At 74.0% G+C, this 14488-nt stretch carries 8 protein-coding genes; all 8 read right to left on the bottom strand.

The features are described 5' to 3' along the window. Positions 1-20: 20 nt before the first annotated feature. Genes AB0C22_RS08800 through aroA form a run of 8 tightly spaced genes read right to left on the bottom strand, consistent with a single transcriptional unit; the run spans position 21 to position 14487 of the window. On the bottom strand, positions 21-1745 hold the full coding sequence (locus AB0C22_RS08800) for a condensation domain-containing protein (RefSeq protein ID WP_357534328.1): 1725 nt from the start codon (positions 1743-1745) through the stop codon (positions 21-23). A gap of 32 nt (positions 1746-1777) precedes the next feature. Beyond that, entirely contained in the window at positions 1778-3034 is a 1257-nt protein-coding gene (locus tag AB0C22_RS08795) for a cytochrome P450 (protein WP_219462811.1), read from the bottom strand. Between the two features lie 31 nt (positions 3035-3065). After that, positions 3066-5027, bottom strand: a complete 1962-nt coding sequence (locus AB0C22_RS08790; protein WP_255597619.1) for an ABC transporter ATP-binding protein — start codon at positions 5025-5027, stop codon at positions 3066-3068. Then, complete coding sequence (locus AB0C22_RS08785) at positions 5024-7102, bottom strand: ATP-binding cassette domain-containing protein (RefSeq protein ID WP_357534325.1); 2079 nt, start codon at positions 7100-7102, stop codon at positions 5024-5026. Before AB0C22_RS08785 ends, AB0C22_RS08790 begins: the two co-directional genes overlap by 4 nt. Next, positions 7099-9288 (bottom strand): FAD-dependent oxidoreductase, encoded by a 2190-nt coding sequence (locus AB0C22_RS08780; RefSeq protein WP_357534323.1) that lies wholly within the window; start codon positions 9286-9288, stop codon positions 7099-7101. Before AB0C22_RS08780 ends, AB0C22_RS08785 begins: the two co-directional genes overlap by 4 nt. Next, the gene (locus AB0C22_RS08775; protein WP_208566717.1) at positions 9285-10079 is read right to left on the bottom strand and encodes an SDR family oxidoreductase; all 795 of its coding nucleotides are present in this window, start codon (positions 10077-10079) and stop codon (positions 9285-9287) included. Before AB0C22_RS08775 ends, AB0C22_RS08780 begins: the two co-directional genes overlap by 4 nt. Next, positions 10076-11224, bottom strand: a complete 1149-nt coding sequence (locus AB0C22_RS08770; RefSeq protein WP_357534321.1) for an acyl-CoA dehydrogenase family protein — start codon at positions 11222-11224, stop codon at positions 10076-10078. The genes AB0C22_RS08775 and AB0C22_RS08770 overlap by 4 nt, the downstream gene beginning before the upstream one ends. Then, positions 11221-14487: a 3-phosphoshikimate 1-carboxyvinyltransferase gene (aroA, locus tag AB0C22_RS08765; RefSeq protein ID WP_357534320.1), complete on the bottom strand. Its 3267-nt coding sequence runs from the start codon at positions 14485-14487 to the stop codon at positions 11221-11223. The genes AB0C22_RS08770 and aroA overlap by 4 nt, the downstream gene beginning before the upstream one ends. Position 14488: the final 1 nt, after the last annotated feature.

Genomic DNA, 14488 nt, shown 5'->3' with positions numbered 1-14488 from the left:
GACCCCCGGGCCGCCACGCCCTACCCATCACGCCCCGAGCCCCGGGCGAGCACGGGCAGGGCACGCCACGCGTCGGGCCCCGCACCGGGGGGCGGCGTCGACCCGCAGATCACGTACCCGGTCGGCGCGACGAGCCCCGGGCGGCCCGCCAGCGCGTCGAGGACGCGCCGGTGCAGTTCCGCGGGCGAACCCGGACCGGACACGTAGGCGGTGATTGCGCCGTCGGCCGCCGGTTCGGCGAAGGCCGTCGTCCCGGCCACCTCGCCGACCAGCTCCGCCACCGCCTGCGGGCGGACCCAGCCGGCCGGGGTGCACACCCAGTCGGGACCCCGCCGGGCCGGGGTCAGGCCGATCCGGTCGGCGATCTCGGCGACCCGGACCACACCGGTGACCGCCGCGCAGAGCAGGGTCTCGATGCCCCGGATGACGGTCTCGCCGAGCCCTCCGGGAAAGAAGGCCGTGTCGACCAGCAGCCCGAGCCGGCACCGGCCGTCCCCCTGGTTGCTGGCCGCGACGTAGAAACGCATGTCGCTCTTGGACAGCGGCTCCAGCCGCGAGTAACGGGAGTCCCGGCGCAGCTCGGCGAGGCGGTCCGGCCCCGGGTCCGGGTCGGCCGTCGCCCAGTCGCTGCCCCGGTGCCCGTTGTTGAAATAGGCCGACAGGTCGAACGTCAGGCCACGCCGCCGGCCCACCTCGTCGACCACCGTCCGCACCCCCGCCGGGTCGCACGGGGCCCGCCGGTACGCCTCGAACGCCGGCCGGTGCAGTTGCCGGATCGCGGTGAGCAGGTCGACGTCCCCGTCGACCGGGTGCACCAGCAGGGCGTCCAACGTGTTCAGGGCGATCAGGTCGCGGCTGTCGCGGTCCAGGCGGTTGCCGGCGATCAACTTGAACACGGCGGTGCGGTGCCCGTTGTAGGCGGTCAGGACCAGCGTGGTCAGGCACAGCAGCACGTTCGAGAACGAGGTACGGGTCCGGGCGGCCAACGCCGTCGCCGCCGCGGTGACCGCGGTGGAATCCAGCAGGTGCCGTTCGATGGGCTGGTCGCCGGTCGCCGCGCGGGGCAGGTCGAACATCGAGGCCGGTGCGGTCGACAGGCCCTGCTCCCAGTGTCGCAGCCCCAGCCGGCTCTGCTGCCGGCCGGCCGCCGACTGCTGGTGGGCGGCCTGCGCCAGCGGCTGCGCCCCGCTCCCGGTCGCCGGTGCCGGCGGTGCTGGCGGGTCGGCGAGTCGGGCGAGCAGCAGCGCGGTGAGGGTGTTGAAGGCCCAGCCGTCGAACGCCAGGTGGGAGCCGACGAGCGCGACCGCGCTGATCCGGTCGGTCCGGTCCCGGGCACAGCCGACCCGCAGCGGCCATTCGGCCTCGTGGTCGAACGCCGTCGCGGTCAGGTCGGCGACGAGTTCGTCGCCGACCCGGGCCGGGTCACCGTGGTCGTCGACCACCACGACGTCGTACGCCCCGGCCGCGGCGACCTGCTGCTGCGGCTGGTCACCCCGCTCGACGTACCGGGTGCGCAGGGTCTGGTGCGCCTCGACCAGGGCCCGCAGGGTGGCGTGCAGCCGGGCCGGCGCGACCGGCGCGGGCAGCACCAGGGACCGGCCGATGTTGAACTGGTTCGCCTCCTTGCCGAACCACTGCATCGGCCCCCACATCACGCTCTGCGCCCAGGTCAGCGGCGCGGTCGCGTTCTCGCCCGTGGCGAACGGCACGCTGATCGTGGCGACGCCGGTGGTCGTGTCACGCACCCGGTCCCCCTGCGCACGGTCGTCGGTGCCCACTACGCCCGCCCCACCGACGCGTACGGACCGGACGAGCGCGGGGTCAACCGCAGCGGCAGGTGGTCGAGCCCCCGGAACGCCGGACTCTTGACCTTGACCAGCTCACCGATGAGTGCGATGTCGTCGGTGCGTTCGATGAGCATCCGCAGGAACGTGGTGGCCTGCAGGCGGGCCAGGTGCGCGCCGACGCAGGTGTGGATGCCCGCGCCGAAACCGAGGTGACCGTCGGTCACCCGGTCGATCCGGTAGTCGTCGGGGTCGGGGAACTTGCGCGGGTCCCGGTTGCCGGCGGCGAACGACAGCTCCACCCGGGCCCCCTGCGGGATGGTGGTGTTGCCGACCACCACGTCGGTGGTGGCGGTGCGGAAGACGTTCTGCACCGGTGGGTAGAACCGGGCGGTCTCCTCGATCGTCGGCCCGATCAGCTCCGGCCGCTCGCGCACCAGCCGGAACTGGTCGGGGTGGTTGAGCAGCGCGTCGAGCATGTTGCCCAGGAAGTGGGTCATCGTCTCCTGCCCGCCCACCAGCAGGGTGAGGCACAGCCAGAGGATCTCGTTCTCGGTCACCCCGCCGGAGGCCGCGGCGGCGAACAGCTTCGACACCACGTCGTCGCGGGCCGGCTCGTCGCGCCGCCGGGTGAGCAGGTTGCCCAGGTACCCGGAGAGGCCGGCGACCGACGACAGGGCGGCCTTGGCCGCCTGCAACCGCAACGCGTTCTCGGTCGGGTCGTCGGGTGCGTCCTCGCCGACCTTGGCGTTGGCGATGAAGCTCTCCAGCACGCCGGCGGTGAGCTTGAGCTTGGCGAGGTTGTCGTCGGGCACCCCGACGATGGTGGTGATGACCTTCACCGGTTGCAGGATGATCGCCTGCTGGACGAGGTCGATGTCGCCGGTGGCCACGGCCTCGTCGAGCAGCTCGCCGCAGACCTGCTCGATGAACGGCCGCCAGAACTGCACCCCGCGCGGGGAGAAGTCGTGCCGGATCAGGGCCCGCAGCCGGGTGTGGTCCGGCTGGTCGAGCCCGAAGAGCACCGGCAACGTCGAACGGTGGTAGGCGATCCCGTCGGCCGAGGACAGTGCGGCGTGGTTCTTCGCCGCCAACCGGACGTGCTCGTAACGGATCACCAACCACATGTCGCGCTGTGCCAGGTAGAGCGGCTCCTCGGCGCGCAGCAGCTCGGCGTACGCGGGGTACGGGTCGTCCATGGACTCGGGCGAGAAGGGGTCGAACTCGTCGGTACGCGTCGCGCTGGTCACTGCCTTGTCCTCCGGAATCGATGGGGGCCGGTCACCGGTACGCCCTGGCCTGGAGTTCGAACATCTCGGCGTAGTGGCCGCCGGCGGCGAGCAGGTCGGCGTGGCTGCCGACCTCGGCGACGCCACCGTCGGCGAGCACCACGATCACGTCGGCCAGTTGCACGGTGGAGAACCGGTGGGACACGAACACGCTGACCGCGCCGGTGCGGCCGGCCACCTCCCGCGCCTGGTCGCGGTAGCGGGCGAACAACGCGTGCTCGGCCTCCGCGTCGAGCGCGGCGGTCGGCTCGTCCAGCACCACCAGCAGTGGATCGTCGCGCATGAACGCCCGGCCGAGGGCGAGTTTCTGCCACTGCCCGCCGGACAGCTCGGCGCCATCGGTGTGGCTACGGCCCAGCGGGGTGTCCAGGCCGGCGTCGAGCTGCCCGATCAGATCCTCGGCGCCGGCCCGGCCCAGCGCCGCCCGTACCGCCGGGTCGTCGTCGCGGCGCGGCAGGTCACCGACGCCGACGGTGTGCCGGGCCGGCAGCTCGAACCGGACGAAGTCCTGGAAACCGGCGGCGATCCGCTCACGCCAGCGCGGCACCGACAGCTCCCCCAGCTCGACACCGTCGACGAGAATCCGGCCGGACGTCGGTGACAGCAGGCCGCAGAGCAGTTTGACCACTGTGGTCTTGCCGGCGCCGTTCTCGCCGACGACGGCGACGGTGGCGCCCGCCGGCAGGTGCAGGTCGATGCCCGTGACCACCGGCTGCGACCCACCGGGGTAGCGCAGCGTCACCCCGGCCAGCCGGATGCCCTCCCGCAGCCGGGCCGGCGGCAGACCCGCACCCCCGGTGTCCCGGGCGGTGTCGCCGCCGGACGTCGGGTCGCCGCCCACCGACCACGCGTCGACCGACCCGGGGTGGTCGACCGGAGACGGTTCGTCGACCGGGGTGGGCAGGTCGACCGACGCGGGGTGGTCGACCGACGCGGGATGACCGGGCGCGGCGGCATGACCGGGCGGCGCGGGGCGGTCGGCGGTACGCACCAGGTCGTGCACCTCGTCGAGCCGACGGTAGACGCTGCGCAGCCGCTGGAGGTCCTGCAACACCCCGACCGCCGCCGCGACCTGCTGATTGACCTGCGCCGCGATGGTGACGACCAGGATTACGTCACCCACCCCGCGCCGGCCGGCGACGGCGTCGCGCAGGATCACCAGGACCGCCCCGATGTAACCGGCCGTGAACGCCAACTGCCCGGTCATCCGCACCAGGCTCGCCACCAGCTGGGCCCGCCACAACCGTCGGGTGGCGTCCTGCCAGTGCCCGCGGTGCCGCCGCCGCACCTCGCCGGTCAGGCCGAAGATCCGCAACTCCTTGCCGGCGGCGGCATCGGTGCTGAGCCGGAACAGCCCGAGGGCGCGGCGGGTGGATTCGGCACCCCCCTCCCGGGCCCGGTTCACCATCCGCTCGGCCCGCCGCCCGGCCAGCAGCGGCGGCACGGCGGCCAACGGCAGCAGCAACAGCAACGGATGCAGTACGGCCAGCACCACCGTCGTCAGCGTCATCGCCACGGCCAGCCCGACACCGGTGAGTACGGCCTGGAGACCGACCCGGAGTTGTTGGACGTCCTGCTCCAACACGGTGATCTTGTCGGCGAAGTCGGGCCGCTCGACGTGCGCCATCCCGGACGACCCGTTGGTGACGTCCATCAGCTGCTGGTGCACGTGCAGGACGTCGAGTTCGGCGAGTTCGAAGTAGGCGATGTGGGCGAAGTGGCCGAGGGTCAGGCCGGCGATCAACAGGACCGCCACGCCGACGCCGGCGACGCTCGCGGTGACCGGCCGGCCGGCGGTGACCGCATCGAAGAGCACCCGCAGCAACACCGCCACCAGGGGCCACGCCACCGCCCCGGCGACGACCAGGGCCAGCGCGGTGAGCGCCTTACGCCGGTCCTGGTGCAGCGACGTCCGCCACAGCGACCACCCGGCGGAGAGTAGCCCGCGGCTCATCGGGTGCTCCCCGGCGACCCGACGTCCGCCGCCGCGCCACCGGCATCCAGCGGGCCGCCGTCGAGATCGCCGTCCACCGCGCCGCCGTCCACCGGGCCGGCCGTTGGCGGGCCGGCCGTTGGCGGGCCGGCCGTTGGCGGGCCGGCGTCGGTGGCGTCGGACGTCACGGGGTCGGGGTGGGCGGCGAAGCGCTGCGCCTGGAGGCTGAACAGCCGGGCGTACCGGCCGCCCCGGCTGAGCAGTTCCTCGTGCGAACCCTGCTCCACCACCCGCCCCTGCTCCAGCACGACGATGTGGTCCGCCCGGCGTACGGTGGCGAACCGGTGCGAGATCAGCACCGTGGTGACCCCCGTGGTGGCGGCGATGATCTCGTCGAAGAACCGTGCCTCGGCCCGGACGTCCAGGCTCGCCGTCGGCTCGTCGAGGACCAGCACCGATGCGCCGTGCCGGACGGCGAACAACGCCCGCGCGATGGCCACCCGCTGCCACTGACCGCCGGACAGGTCCACCCCGTCGCGGAGCTGACCGGTCAGCGGGGTGTCCAGCCCCAGCGGCAACGCGTCGAGGGTGTCGAGGATGCCGGCGGCGTCGGCGGCGGCACGGATGCCCTCCCGGTCGTCGGCGTGGGCGATCGCACCCAACGCGATGTTGTCGGCGGCGCTGGTCTCGTAGCGCAGAAAGTCCTGGAAGATGACCGCCAGGTGGCGTCGCCAGTGTGCCGGCGGGAGGTCGTCGACCGGTGTCGCGCCGACGGTGATCCGGCCCGCGTCGGGCAGCGCCAGCCGGGACAGCAGCTTGACCAGGGTGGTCTTGCCGGCACCGTTGAGCCCGACGATCGCGGTGCACGCCCCGGCCGGCAGGGTGAGGTCCAGGTCGGTGAAGACCGGTGTGCTGCGGTGCGGGTAACGGAACGACACCGCCTCGAAGCGGATGTCCACCGGGCCGGCCGGCCGGTCGCCGGCCCGACCCGACGCAGGCTCGACGGCGGGGCCGGCGGCCACGTCCCCGGTGGCCGTCCGGTCGCGCATCCCGGCCCGGAACTCGCCCACCGCCCGGTAGGCGTTCATGCCGAACTGGGTCTGCACGTCGGCCTCGGGATAGAACTCCCCGAGCTGGACCGCCGCCAGCACGGCCTGGATCACCAGCGCCAGCCGGGTCAGCCCGAGCTGCCCGCCGCCACCGGCCAGGCCCAGCGCGGCGAGCACGGCGACGAGCACCGTCAGGCCGACCGCCGTGTAGAGGAAGTAGGGCTTGAGGTAGACCCGTCGCCGCTGCGCCCACACCGGACGCATCCAGTCCAGGTACGCCTCCCGGTACTGCTCACGCAACCATGGCAGCAGGCCGAAGATACGGATCTCCTTGGCCGCCGGCCGGCCCATCGCCACACCCCGGAAGTAGGTCAGCCGGCGGATCCGGGCCACCACCGACCCGTAGATCGCCGCGTACCGGCGCAGGCCACCGCGTTGCCCGTGCCGGAACGCCAGCACGGCCACCAGCAGGCCCAGCCCCGCCGACCAGGCGAAGGCCGCTCCGACGATCACCGCGTACCCGAGGAGTTGTCCGTAGCGGGCGAGCAGGGCCAGCATCCCGGCACCCGCCGCCCCCGGACTCTGGATGCCGTGCTCGACCTCACGGGACGCCTCGGTGAGCTGTTCGAGCAGCGCCTGGTCCTCCAGCGGGGTCGTGCTGACGCTGCTCAACGCCGCCGTCATCAGCTCGTCGGCCACCCACCCGTCGATCCGCCGCTGCACCAGCAGACCCGTGGCGACCTGCAGCTGGGCCAGCAACTGCTGGGCGCTGAGCGCGCCCGCCGCCACCACGAACGCGGTCACCAGGTGACCGAAGGCCGGCGCGTCGACGCCGTCGCGGACCGCCTGCGGCAGCCACCCGATCATCCGGCTCGTCGCGACGACGAACAGCACGGGCGCGGCGGCGAGCAGCAGGTTGACCACCACGGCGGCACACACCGCCGGGCCACCCGCCCGGGGCAGCAACCTGACGATGCGCCACCGGTCCTCGGCGGTCCGCCGCAGCACCCCGGCCACGGTGTCGGGGTGCGTCGCGTCGGCGGTCATGCCGGCTCCCCGACCCGCAGGGCCCGGCCGGTGCCACGGGCGGCCCGCTGGAACGCCAACGCCGCAGCGTGCCCCTCGGCGATCGCCCGGACCGCGTCCAAGCCGACGGTGTCGCGGGCTCCGCCCACCACCCGGTGCCAGACCCCGACCCGGCGTACCGTCCGCACCAGGGCGTCGGCGGGCAGCTGACCGGCGGCGACCACCACCGTGTCGGCGGGTACGGACCGGGCCGCGCCGGTGCCGTCGACCAGGTGCACGGCGTCGGGGTCGACACGCAGGCCCCGGACGCCCGTCACCACCGTCACCTGCCGGCGGCGCAACTCGGCGAGCACCGCCCACCGGGTGGAGCGTCCCATCCGGGGGGCGAGCCGGTCACCGCGCAGCAGGATGGTGACCTGCCGGGGTGGGCCGGCACCCGGCTCGCTGGCCAGGTGGGCCAGGTCCACGGCGATGCCACCGCCGCCGATCACGGCGACCCGCCGGCCGAGCGCGTCGTCGGTGAAGGCCGTGCCGTAGTCGCGCACGTGCGGCAGGGCCCCGCCGGGCAGGTCCGGCCGCCTCGGCACCACCCCGGTGGCGACGATCACCCCGTCGTAGCGGCGCAGCAGGTCCTCGTCGGCCCCGGCGACCGGCCAGCCGGTGTGCAGCACCACGCCCAGCCGGGTCAGCTCGGCGGTGAGGAACCGGATCGTCTCGGCGTAGTCGGCCTTGCCGGGCACCCGGCAGGCCAGCCGGAACTGCCCGCCGGGTTCGCGGTCCGCCTCGTAGACGGTGACCCGGTGCCCGGCCAGGGCCAGGTCGTGGGCGGCGCGCAGCCCGGCGGGACCCGCACCGACCACCGCCACCGCCCGGGACCCGGCCACCGCCCCGACCCGCACCACCGGCCCGGCGCGGGTCACCGGCTCGACGTGGATCGCCGGCTCGGGCGGCATCGGCTCGACGTGGATCGCCGGCTCGGCCGGCATCGGCAGGTCGGCCGAGCCGGTCGGGTCGGCCGGCATCGGCGGGTCGACCGAGGCCGGCAGTTCGGCCGAGGCCGTCGGGTCGGTCCCGGCCGGCGCGGCACCGGACCCGGGGTCGGCCTCCCGGCCGACGAGCGGGTTGACCATGCAGGACACCACCGCACCGACCAGCGAACGGTCTATGCAGGCCTGGTTGCAGGCCACACAGATGTTCACCGGGCGGCCCGCACGGCTGCGCTCGACCAGCGCCGGGTCCGCCAGGAACGGCCGGGCCATCGACACCAGGTCCAGCGTGGTGCCGGCCAGGATCGCCTCGGCCTGCGTCAGCCGGTTGATCCGGTTGCTGGCCAGTACGGGCAGCCCACCCACGGCGGCCTTGACCACCGACGCCACCGGCACCCAGTGCCCCGGCGGCACCACCGCCTGCACAGTCGGGACGGGTGACTCGTGCCAGCCGACGCCGACGTTCAACGCGTCGGCACCGGCGGCGGCGAGCGCCCGCGCGTACTGCGCCACCGTGTCCCGGTCGGTGCCGCCGGGCAGCAGGTCGTCGCCGGTCATCCGCATCACCACCGGGAAGTCGGCGCCCACCGCGGCGCGGACCGCCCGCACCACGGCCACCCCGAACCGCATCCGGCGCTGCGGATCGCCGCCCCACTCGTCGTCGCGCCGGTTGGTCAACGGGGAGAGGAACTGGTCGATCAGATAGCCCTCCGAGCCCATGATCTCCACGGCGCTGAAGCCGAGGTCCCGGGCATGGTGTGCGCCCCGGGCGAAGTCCTCGACGATCCGGGCGACCCCGGCGGCGGGCAGCGCGTCCGGGGTGAGCCGGGAGATCGGGCTGGGCACCGCCGACGGGGCGACCGGGCGGGGACCGTCGGCCGCCGGCCGGGCGTACCGTCCGGCGTGGAACAGCTGGAGGGCGAGCAGGCCACCGGCCGCGCCGACCTCACCGGCGACCCGACGCAGCCGGTCCCGGAAGGCGGCGTCGTCGAGCACCCCGAAGCCGGGCACGTCGGCACCGGCGGCGCTGACCGCAGCACCCCCGGTGACCATCAGCCCGGCACCCCCGGCGACCCGGGCCAGATAGAACGCCGCCAACGCCCGACCGTCGTCGTCCCGGTTCTCCCAACCCAGGTGCATCGCCCCCATCACGATCCGGTGCGGCAGCGCCAGCCGACCGATGCGGCCGGGACGCAACACCCGCTCCAGCCCGGTCGTCATGCCAGCGGACCGCTCAGGTCCCGGGTGAACGGCGGCGCGACGATCGACAGCCCGCCGTCCACCACCAGGGTCTGCCCGGTGACGTACTCGGCGGCCGGGGAGAGCAGGAAGGCGATCACGTCGGCGACCTCCTGGGCGGTGCCCATCCGCTGCTTGGGGATCAGCGGCAGCACCCCCGACAGCGGGGCCATGCCGGGCACGTCATAGAAGTAGCCCGACGACTCGGTCTCGATGATGCCGCCGTTGACCGCGTTGACGTTGATGCCCCGGCCGGCGAACTCCACGGCCATGTACCGCACCCACGCCTCGATCGCGGCCTTGGCCGCACCCAGGTTCGCGTACGTCGGGTAGGCGCGGATGCTGCCGTAGCTGGACAGCGCGACGATCCGGCCGCCGTCGGGCATCAGCCGCACCGCCTGCTGCGCGCCCAGCACGAACGAGCGCATGTTCATCGCGTACGACCGGTCCAGGTGGTGCGGCTTGAGGTCCATGATGTTCTTGAAGGAGCTGGCCGCCGCGTTGCACACGAAGTAGTCGAGGGTGCCGAACTCCCGCTCGACCACCGCGAAGAGCCGTTCGATCTCCTCGGGTTGCTCCACGTCGGCGGCGACCGCGACGGCCCGCCCCCCGAGCTGCTCGATCTCCTTGCGGACCTGCTCGGCGAGTTCGGCGTTCTTCTTGTAGTTGACCACCACCGAGGCGCCGCCCCGGGCCAGGGTGAGCGCCAGCGCCCGGCCGATGCCCCGGGAGCTGCCGGTGATCAGGGCGGTACGCCCCTGGTAGCCGGTCATCGTCCGGCCGCCAGGATCTCCCGGGCGATCACGGTCTTCTGGATCTCGTTGGTGCCCTCCTCGAAGCGCTGCGCGCGGGCGTCGCGGTAGACCCGTTCGATGGTGCTGCCCTCCCAGTAGCCGATGCCGCCGTGCGCCTGCAACGCCTTGTCGGTGACCCGGGTCAGCATGTCCACCGCGACCAGCTTGGCCATCGAGGACAGCGCCCCGGCGTCGCTCTGGCCCGCTTCCCAGCGGCGGGCGGCGTGCAGGGTGAGCTGCCGGGCGGCCTCGATGTCGGCGGCGTTCTCGGCGAGCGCGAACGCGACCGCCTGCCGGGCCGCCAGCGGTTTGCCGAAGGTGACCCGGTTGCCGGCGTGCTCGACGGCCAGCTCCTGCGCCCGACGGGCCAGCCCCACGCAGGTCATCGCCACGCCGATCCGGCTCGGGGTGAGGAAGCCGCCGAGCGCGACGGCCAACCCGTCGCCCTCCTCGCCGAGCCGGTTGGCGACCGGCACGGGCGCCCGGTCGAAGCTCAGGTGCGCGTGGTCGGTGCCGCGTACGCCCATGGTGTCGGGCATCGGTTGGACCCGGACGCCCTCGACGTTCCGGTCCACCATCAGCGCCACCGTGCCGTCCTTGCCGGTGCTGCCCGCGCACCGGGCGAACAGCAGCCAGTAGTCGCAGCTCACCCCGAAGGTGATCAGGTGCTTCTCCCCGCTGAGCAGGTAGCTGTCGCCGTCGCGGGTCACGCTGGCGCGCAGGTCGGCCCCGGTGCCGGCGGTCGGTTCGGTGAGCGTGAACGCGACCCGCAGGTCCCCGGCGACCTGCGGCAGCACGAACTTCTTGCGTTGCTCGTCGGAGGCGAACTGGTCGATGGAGCGCCACACCCCGTTGGACACGTGCACGATCATCCGCAGCGAGGCGTGCGACATCGAGAACAGTTCGAGCAGGTGCAGGTACTGGGTGAAGGACAGGCCGGCCCCGCCGTAGTCGACCGGCGCGGCGAGGCGCAGGTAGCCCCGGTCGCGCAGGTCGGTCCAGAGCTGCGCGGGGACACTGCGGTCGCGTTCGATCACCGTCGCGTACGCCTCGCCGGGGCCCCGGACGAACGCCTCGACCTCACGGGCCAACGTCTCGAACGACGTGCCATCGGCCTGGGTCACTCTGCCTCCTCGCCGATCGTTGCGCTGATCTGGTCACGCAACACGAACTTCTGCACCTTGCCGACCACGTTGCGGGGCAGCGCGGTGACGGTCTCCAGCCGCTCGGGCCAGTACTGTTTGGCGACCTTGTGGGCGTCGAGGAACCGCTGCATCTCGGCGAAGCCGAATGCCCCGCGGGTCACCACGAACGCGCAGGCCCGCTCGCCGAGGCGCGGGTCGGGCATCGCCACGATCGCCACCTCGCGCACGGCGGGGTGGGTGTGCAGCAGTTGCTCCACCTCCGCCACCGGGATCTTCTCGCCACCCCGGTTGACCACGTCGGTCACCCGACCGGTGATCCGCAGGTAGCCGGCGTCGTCGATGGTGGCCAGGTCGCCGCTGCGGTACCAGCCGTCCGGGGTGAGCGCCGCCGCGGTCAGGTCGGGGCGGTCGAGGTAGCCGGCGAACAGGCAGTCCCCGGCGACCTCGAAGTTGCCCTCCACGCCGGGGCCGAGCACGGTGCCGGCGTCGTCGGTCACCCTGATCCGGATCCCCTCCAGCGCCCGCCCGTCCGTGCCCCAGGCGTGTGCCGGCGCGTCGGTCGGCGCGCTGAGCGTGCCGAGGCACGATTCGGTGGAGCCCCAGGCCCCGCAGACCGCCGCGCCGAGGGTCCGGGTGGCGTGCTCGGCGAGGTTGCGGGGCACCGCCGCGCCGGTGGCGACGAAGACCCGCAGCGCCGGTGGTGGCTGCCCGCCCGTCTCCACGGCCTCGACGAGGTCGGCGAGGAAGGGGGTGGCCGCCTGGACGAAGGTGGATCGGGTGTGGTGCAGCGTCTCCAGCGCGGTCCGGCCGTCCCAGATCGGTTGCAGCACCACGGGTGCGCCGATGGTGAACCCCAGCCACATGCCGTAGAGGAAGCCGGTCTGGTGGGCCAACGGCGACGGGATGAACAACCGGTCGGCGGCGGTCAGGCCGAGGTGCCGGGCCTGCATCGCGGCGGCCCGGGTCAGCGTGTCGACGCGGTGCAGCACGCCCTTCGGCTCCCCGGACGTGCCGGAGGTGAACATCAACTGGGCCAGCGCCGCCGGGTGGGGCCGGTGGGCGGCCGGTGCCGCGCCGTCGGGACGTTGCCGGGCCAGCGCCGGGCCGAACCACTGCCAGCGCAGGTCCGTGGTGTCCGCCGGCAGTCCGGCGGCGTCGGCCGGTGCGGCGGTGCCGGCCGGTGCGGCGGTGCCGGCCGGTGCGGCGGTGCCGGCCGGGATGACGGTGCCGTCGGCGGTGGGGTGGCCGTCCGGGGTGGTGTGGCCGGCGACGACGAGGACGTGTGCCACGCCCGGGGCGTCCGGGCCGGCCAGCATCGCCGCGGTCTCGGCGAGGTGCGCGCGACCCCGGAACCGGTCGGGGACCACCAGCACCCGGGCCCGGGAGCGGCGCAGCAGCCGGCCCATCTCGCGTTCCCGGAAGAACGGCATCAGCGGGCAGCAGACCGCGCCGATCCGGGTGGTGGCCAGCGTGAGCACCACGAACTCGGTCCAGTTCGGCAGCTGCCAGGCGACCACCTCGCCGGGGCCCACCCCCAGCTCCCGCAGCAACGACGCGGCCTGGTCGGCCCGGCGGTCCAACTCGCCCCAGCTCAGCGTGGTGCCGGGCCGCCCCGGCGAGGCCGCCTCGATCACGGCCTCGGCGTCGGGGCGCGCACCGGCGTGCCGACGGACCAGCTCGGCGACGGGTGTCTCGGCCAACCGCGCCGGTGACGGCAGCGCCACGGACCGCCCCCGTGCCGACACCCCGCCCGACGGCGTCGGCGTCACCACCGGCGGGGTCGGTGCCGGCAACCCGACCGACGACGTCGGCGTCGGTGCCGGCGTCACACCCGGTGGTGTCCCGGCCGGCGACACCGGGGACGGGCGGGCCGGCGGCGGGTTGTCGGGGCGTAACCGACCGGCCGGCTCGCCGGCGGCGGGTCGGGGCAGGCGGCGGGCGCGGGCCCGGTCGACCGACATGTTGAGGCCGACGGCGTTCATCTGTTCGAGGAACTGCGGGAAGGAGATCCGGTGGGCGTTCGGGTAGGTCAGCCGGGTCTCGCCGGTGGCCCGGGAAGCGGCCACCGCCAGCGCCATCAACACCCGGTGGTCGTTGAACGAGGACAGGTCGGCCTCCCGCAACTGGCCGACCCCCTCGCAGACGAGCCGGTCGCCGTCGAGCCGCAGCCGGCCGCCCATCCGGTTGAGTTGCAACATCGCCGTCACCCGGTCGGACTCCTTGAGCCGTACGTGGGCCACGTTGTCCAGCACGGTGGTGCCGTGCGCGTGGGAGCCGAGGACGCTGAGCACCGGCAGCATGTCGGGCACCGCACGGCAGTCCACCCGCACCGGGGCCAGCCGCAGCCCGTCGTGGCGCACCCTGATCCAGCCGGTCGCCGGGTCACGGGTCAACGGCACGCCCATGGTGGTGAGGCTGTCCAGCAGGTGCGCCTCCGGATGGTCCAGCTCCCCGGCGGGGACCGCCGGCAGGCCCCGGAACAGCACGTCGGACGGGTGCAGGGCGGTCGCGGCCAGGCCGAACGCGGCGGCGCCGACGTCCGGGGGCAGCCGTACCACCGCCGGGGTGGGCCGCTGGCCGGGCTCGACGTCGTACCGGCGGCCGTCGCCACTGACCTGCACGTGCAGGCCGAACTGGCGCATCATCGCGACCGTCAGGTCGACGTAGGACCGCTCGTTGAACTCACCGACCACCTCGATCGTGGTGGGCCCGGTGGCGAACGGGCTGACCAGCAGCAGGCTGGAGATCCACTGGGAGAGGGTGCCGGGGATCCGCACCCGGCCCCCGGTCGGCGGGCGGGCGGCGACCCGGATCGGCAGCAGTCCGCCGGTCGAGCTGATCTCCACGCCGATGCCGGCGAGGGCGTCGAGCAGCGGGCGGATCGGCCGCCGTCGGAAGTACTTCTGCCCGGTGATGCCGACCGGGGTGTCGGCCAGGGCGGCCAGCCCGGTGAGGAAGTAGAGCGTGGTGCCGGAGCTGCCGACCGAGATCTCCGGCCGCACCGGACGGTACCGGCCGCCGTGCACCACGAAGGCGTCGTCCTCGACGGTGACGGCCGTGCCGAGGTCACGCAGCGCCCGGATGGTGTGCTGCACGTGGCCGGCGTGGCAGGCGCCGTGGATGCGACTGGTCCCGTCGGCCAGCGACGCGAGCATCAGCGCCCGGTGCGCGTGGTACTTCGACGCCGGGACGTCGAACTCCCCCACGAGTGGCTCGGCCGTGCCTTTGATGACGAGACGCACA

This window comes from Micromonospora sp. NPDC048894 (genome assembly GCF_040649765.1).
GTDB classification, from domain to species: domain Bacteria; phylum Actinomycetota; class Actinomycetes; order Mycobacteriales; family Micromonosporaceae; genus Micromonospora; species Micromonospora antibiotica.
The sequence above is the reverse complement of the archived record's forward strand: the minus strand, read 5'-3'. Positions and strand labels throughout refer to the sequence as shown.

What these genes read in the sequence shown, in the direction of transcription:
- AB0C22_RS08790 (WP_255597619.1), bottom strand. Translation starts at nt 5,027, where the DNA reads ATGAGCCGCGGGCTACTCTCCGCCGGGTGGTCGCTGTGGCGGACGTCG.
- AB0C22_RS08785 (WP_357534325.1), bottom strand. Translation starts at nt 7,102, where the DNA reads ATGACCGCCGACGCGACGCACCCCGACACCGTGGCCGGGGTGCTGCGG.
- AB0C22_RS08780 (WP_357534323.1), bottom strand. Translation starts at nt 9,288, where the DNA reads ATGACGACCGGGCTGGAGCGGGTGTTGCGTCCCGGCCGCATCGGTCGG.
- AB0C22_RS08775 (WP_208566717.1), bottom strand. Translation starts at nt 10,079, where the DNA reads ATGACCGGCTACCAGGGGCGTACCGCCCTGATCACCGGCAGCTCCCGG.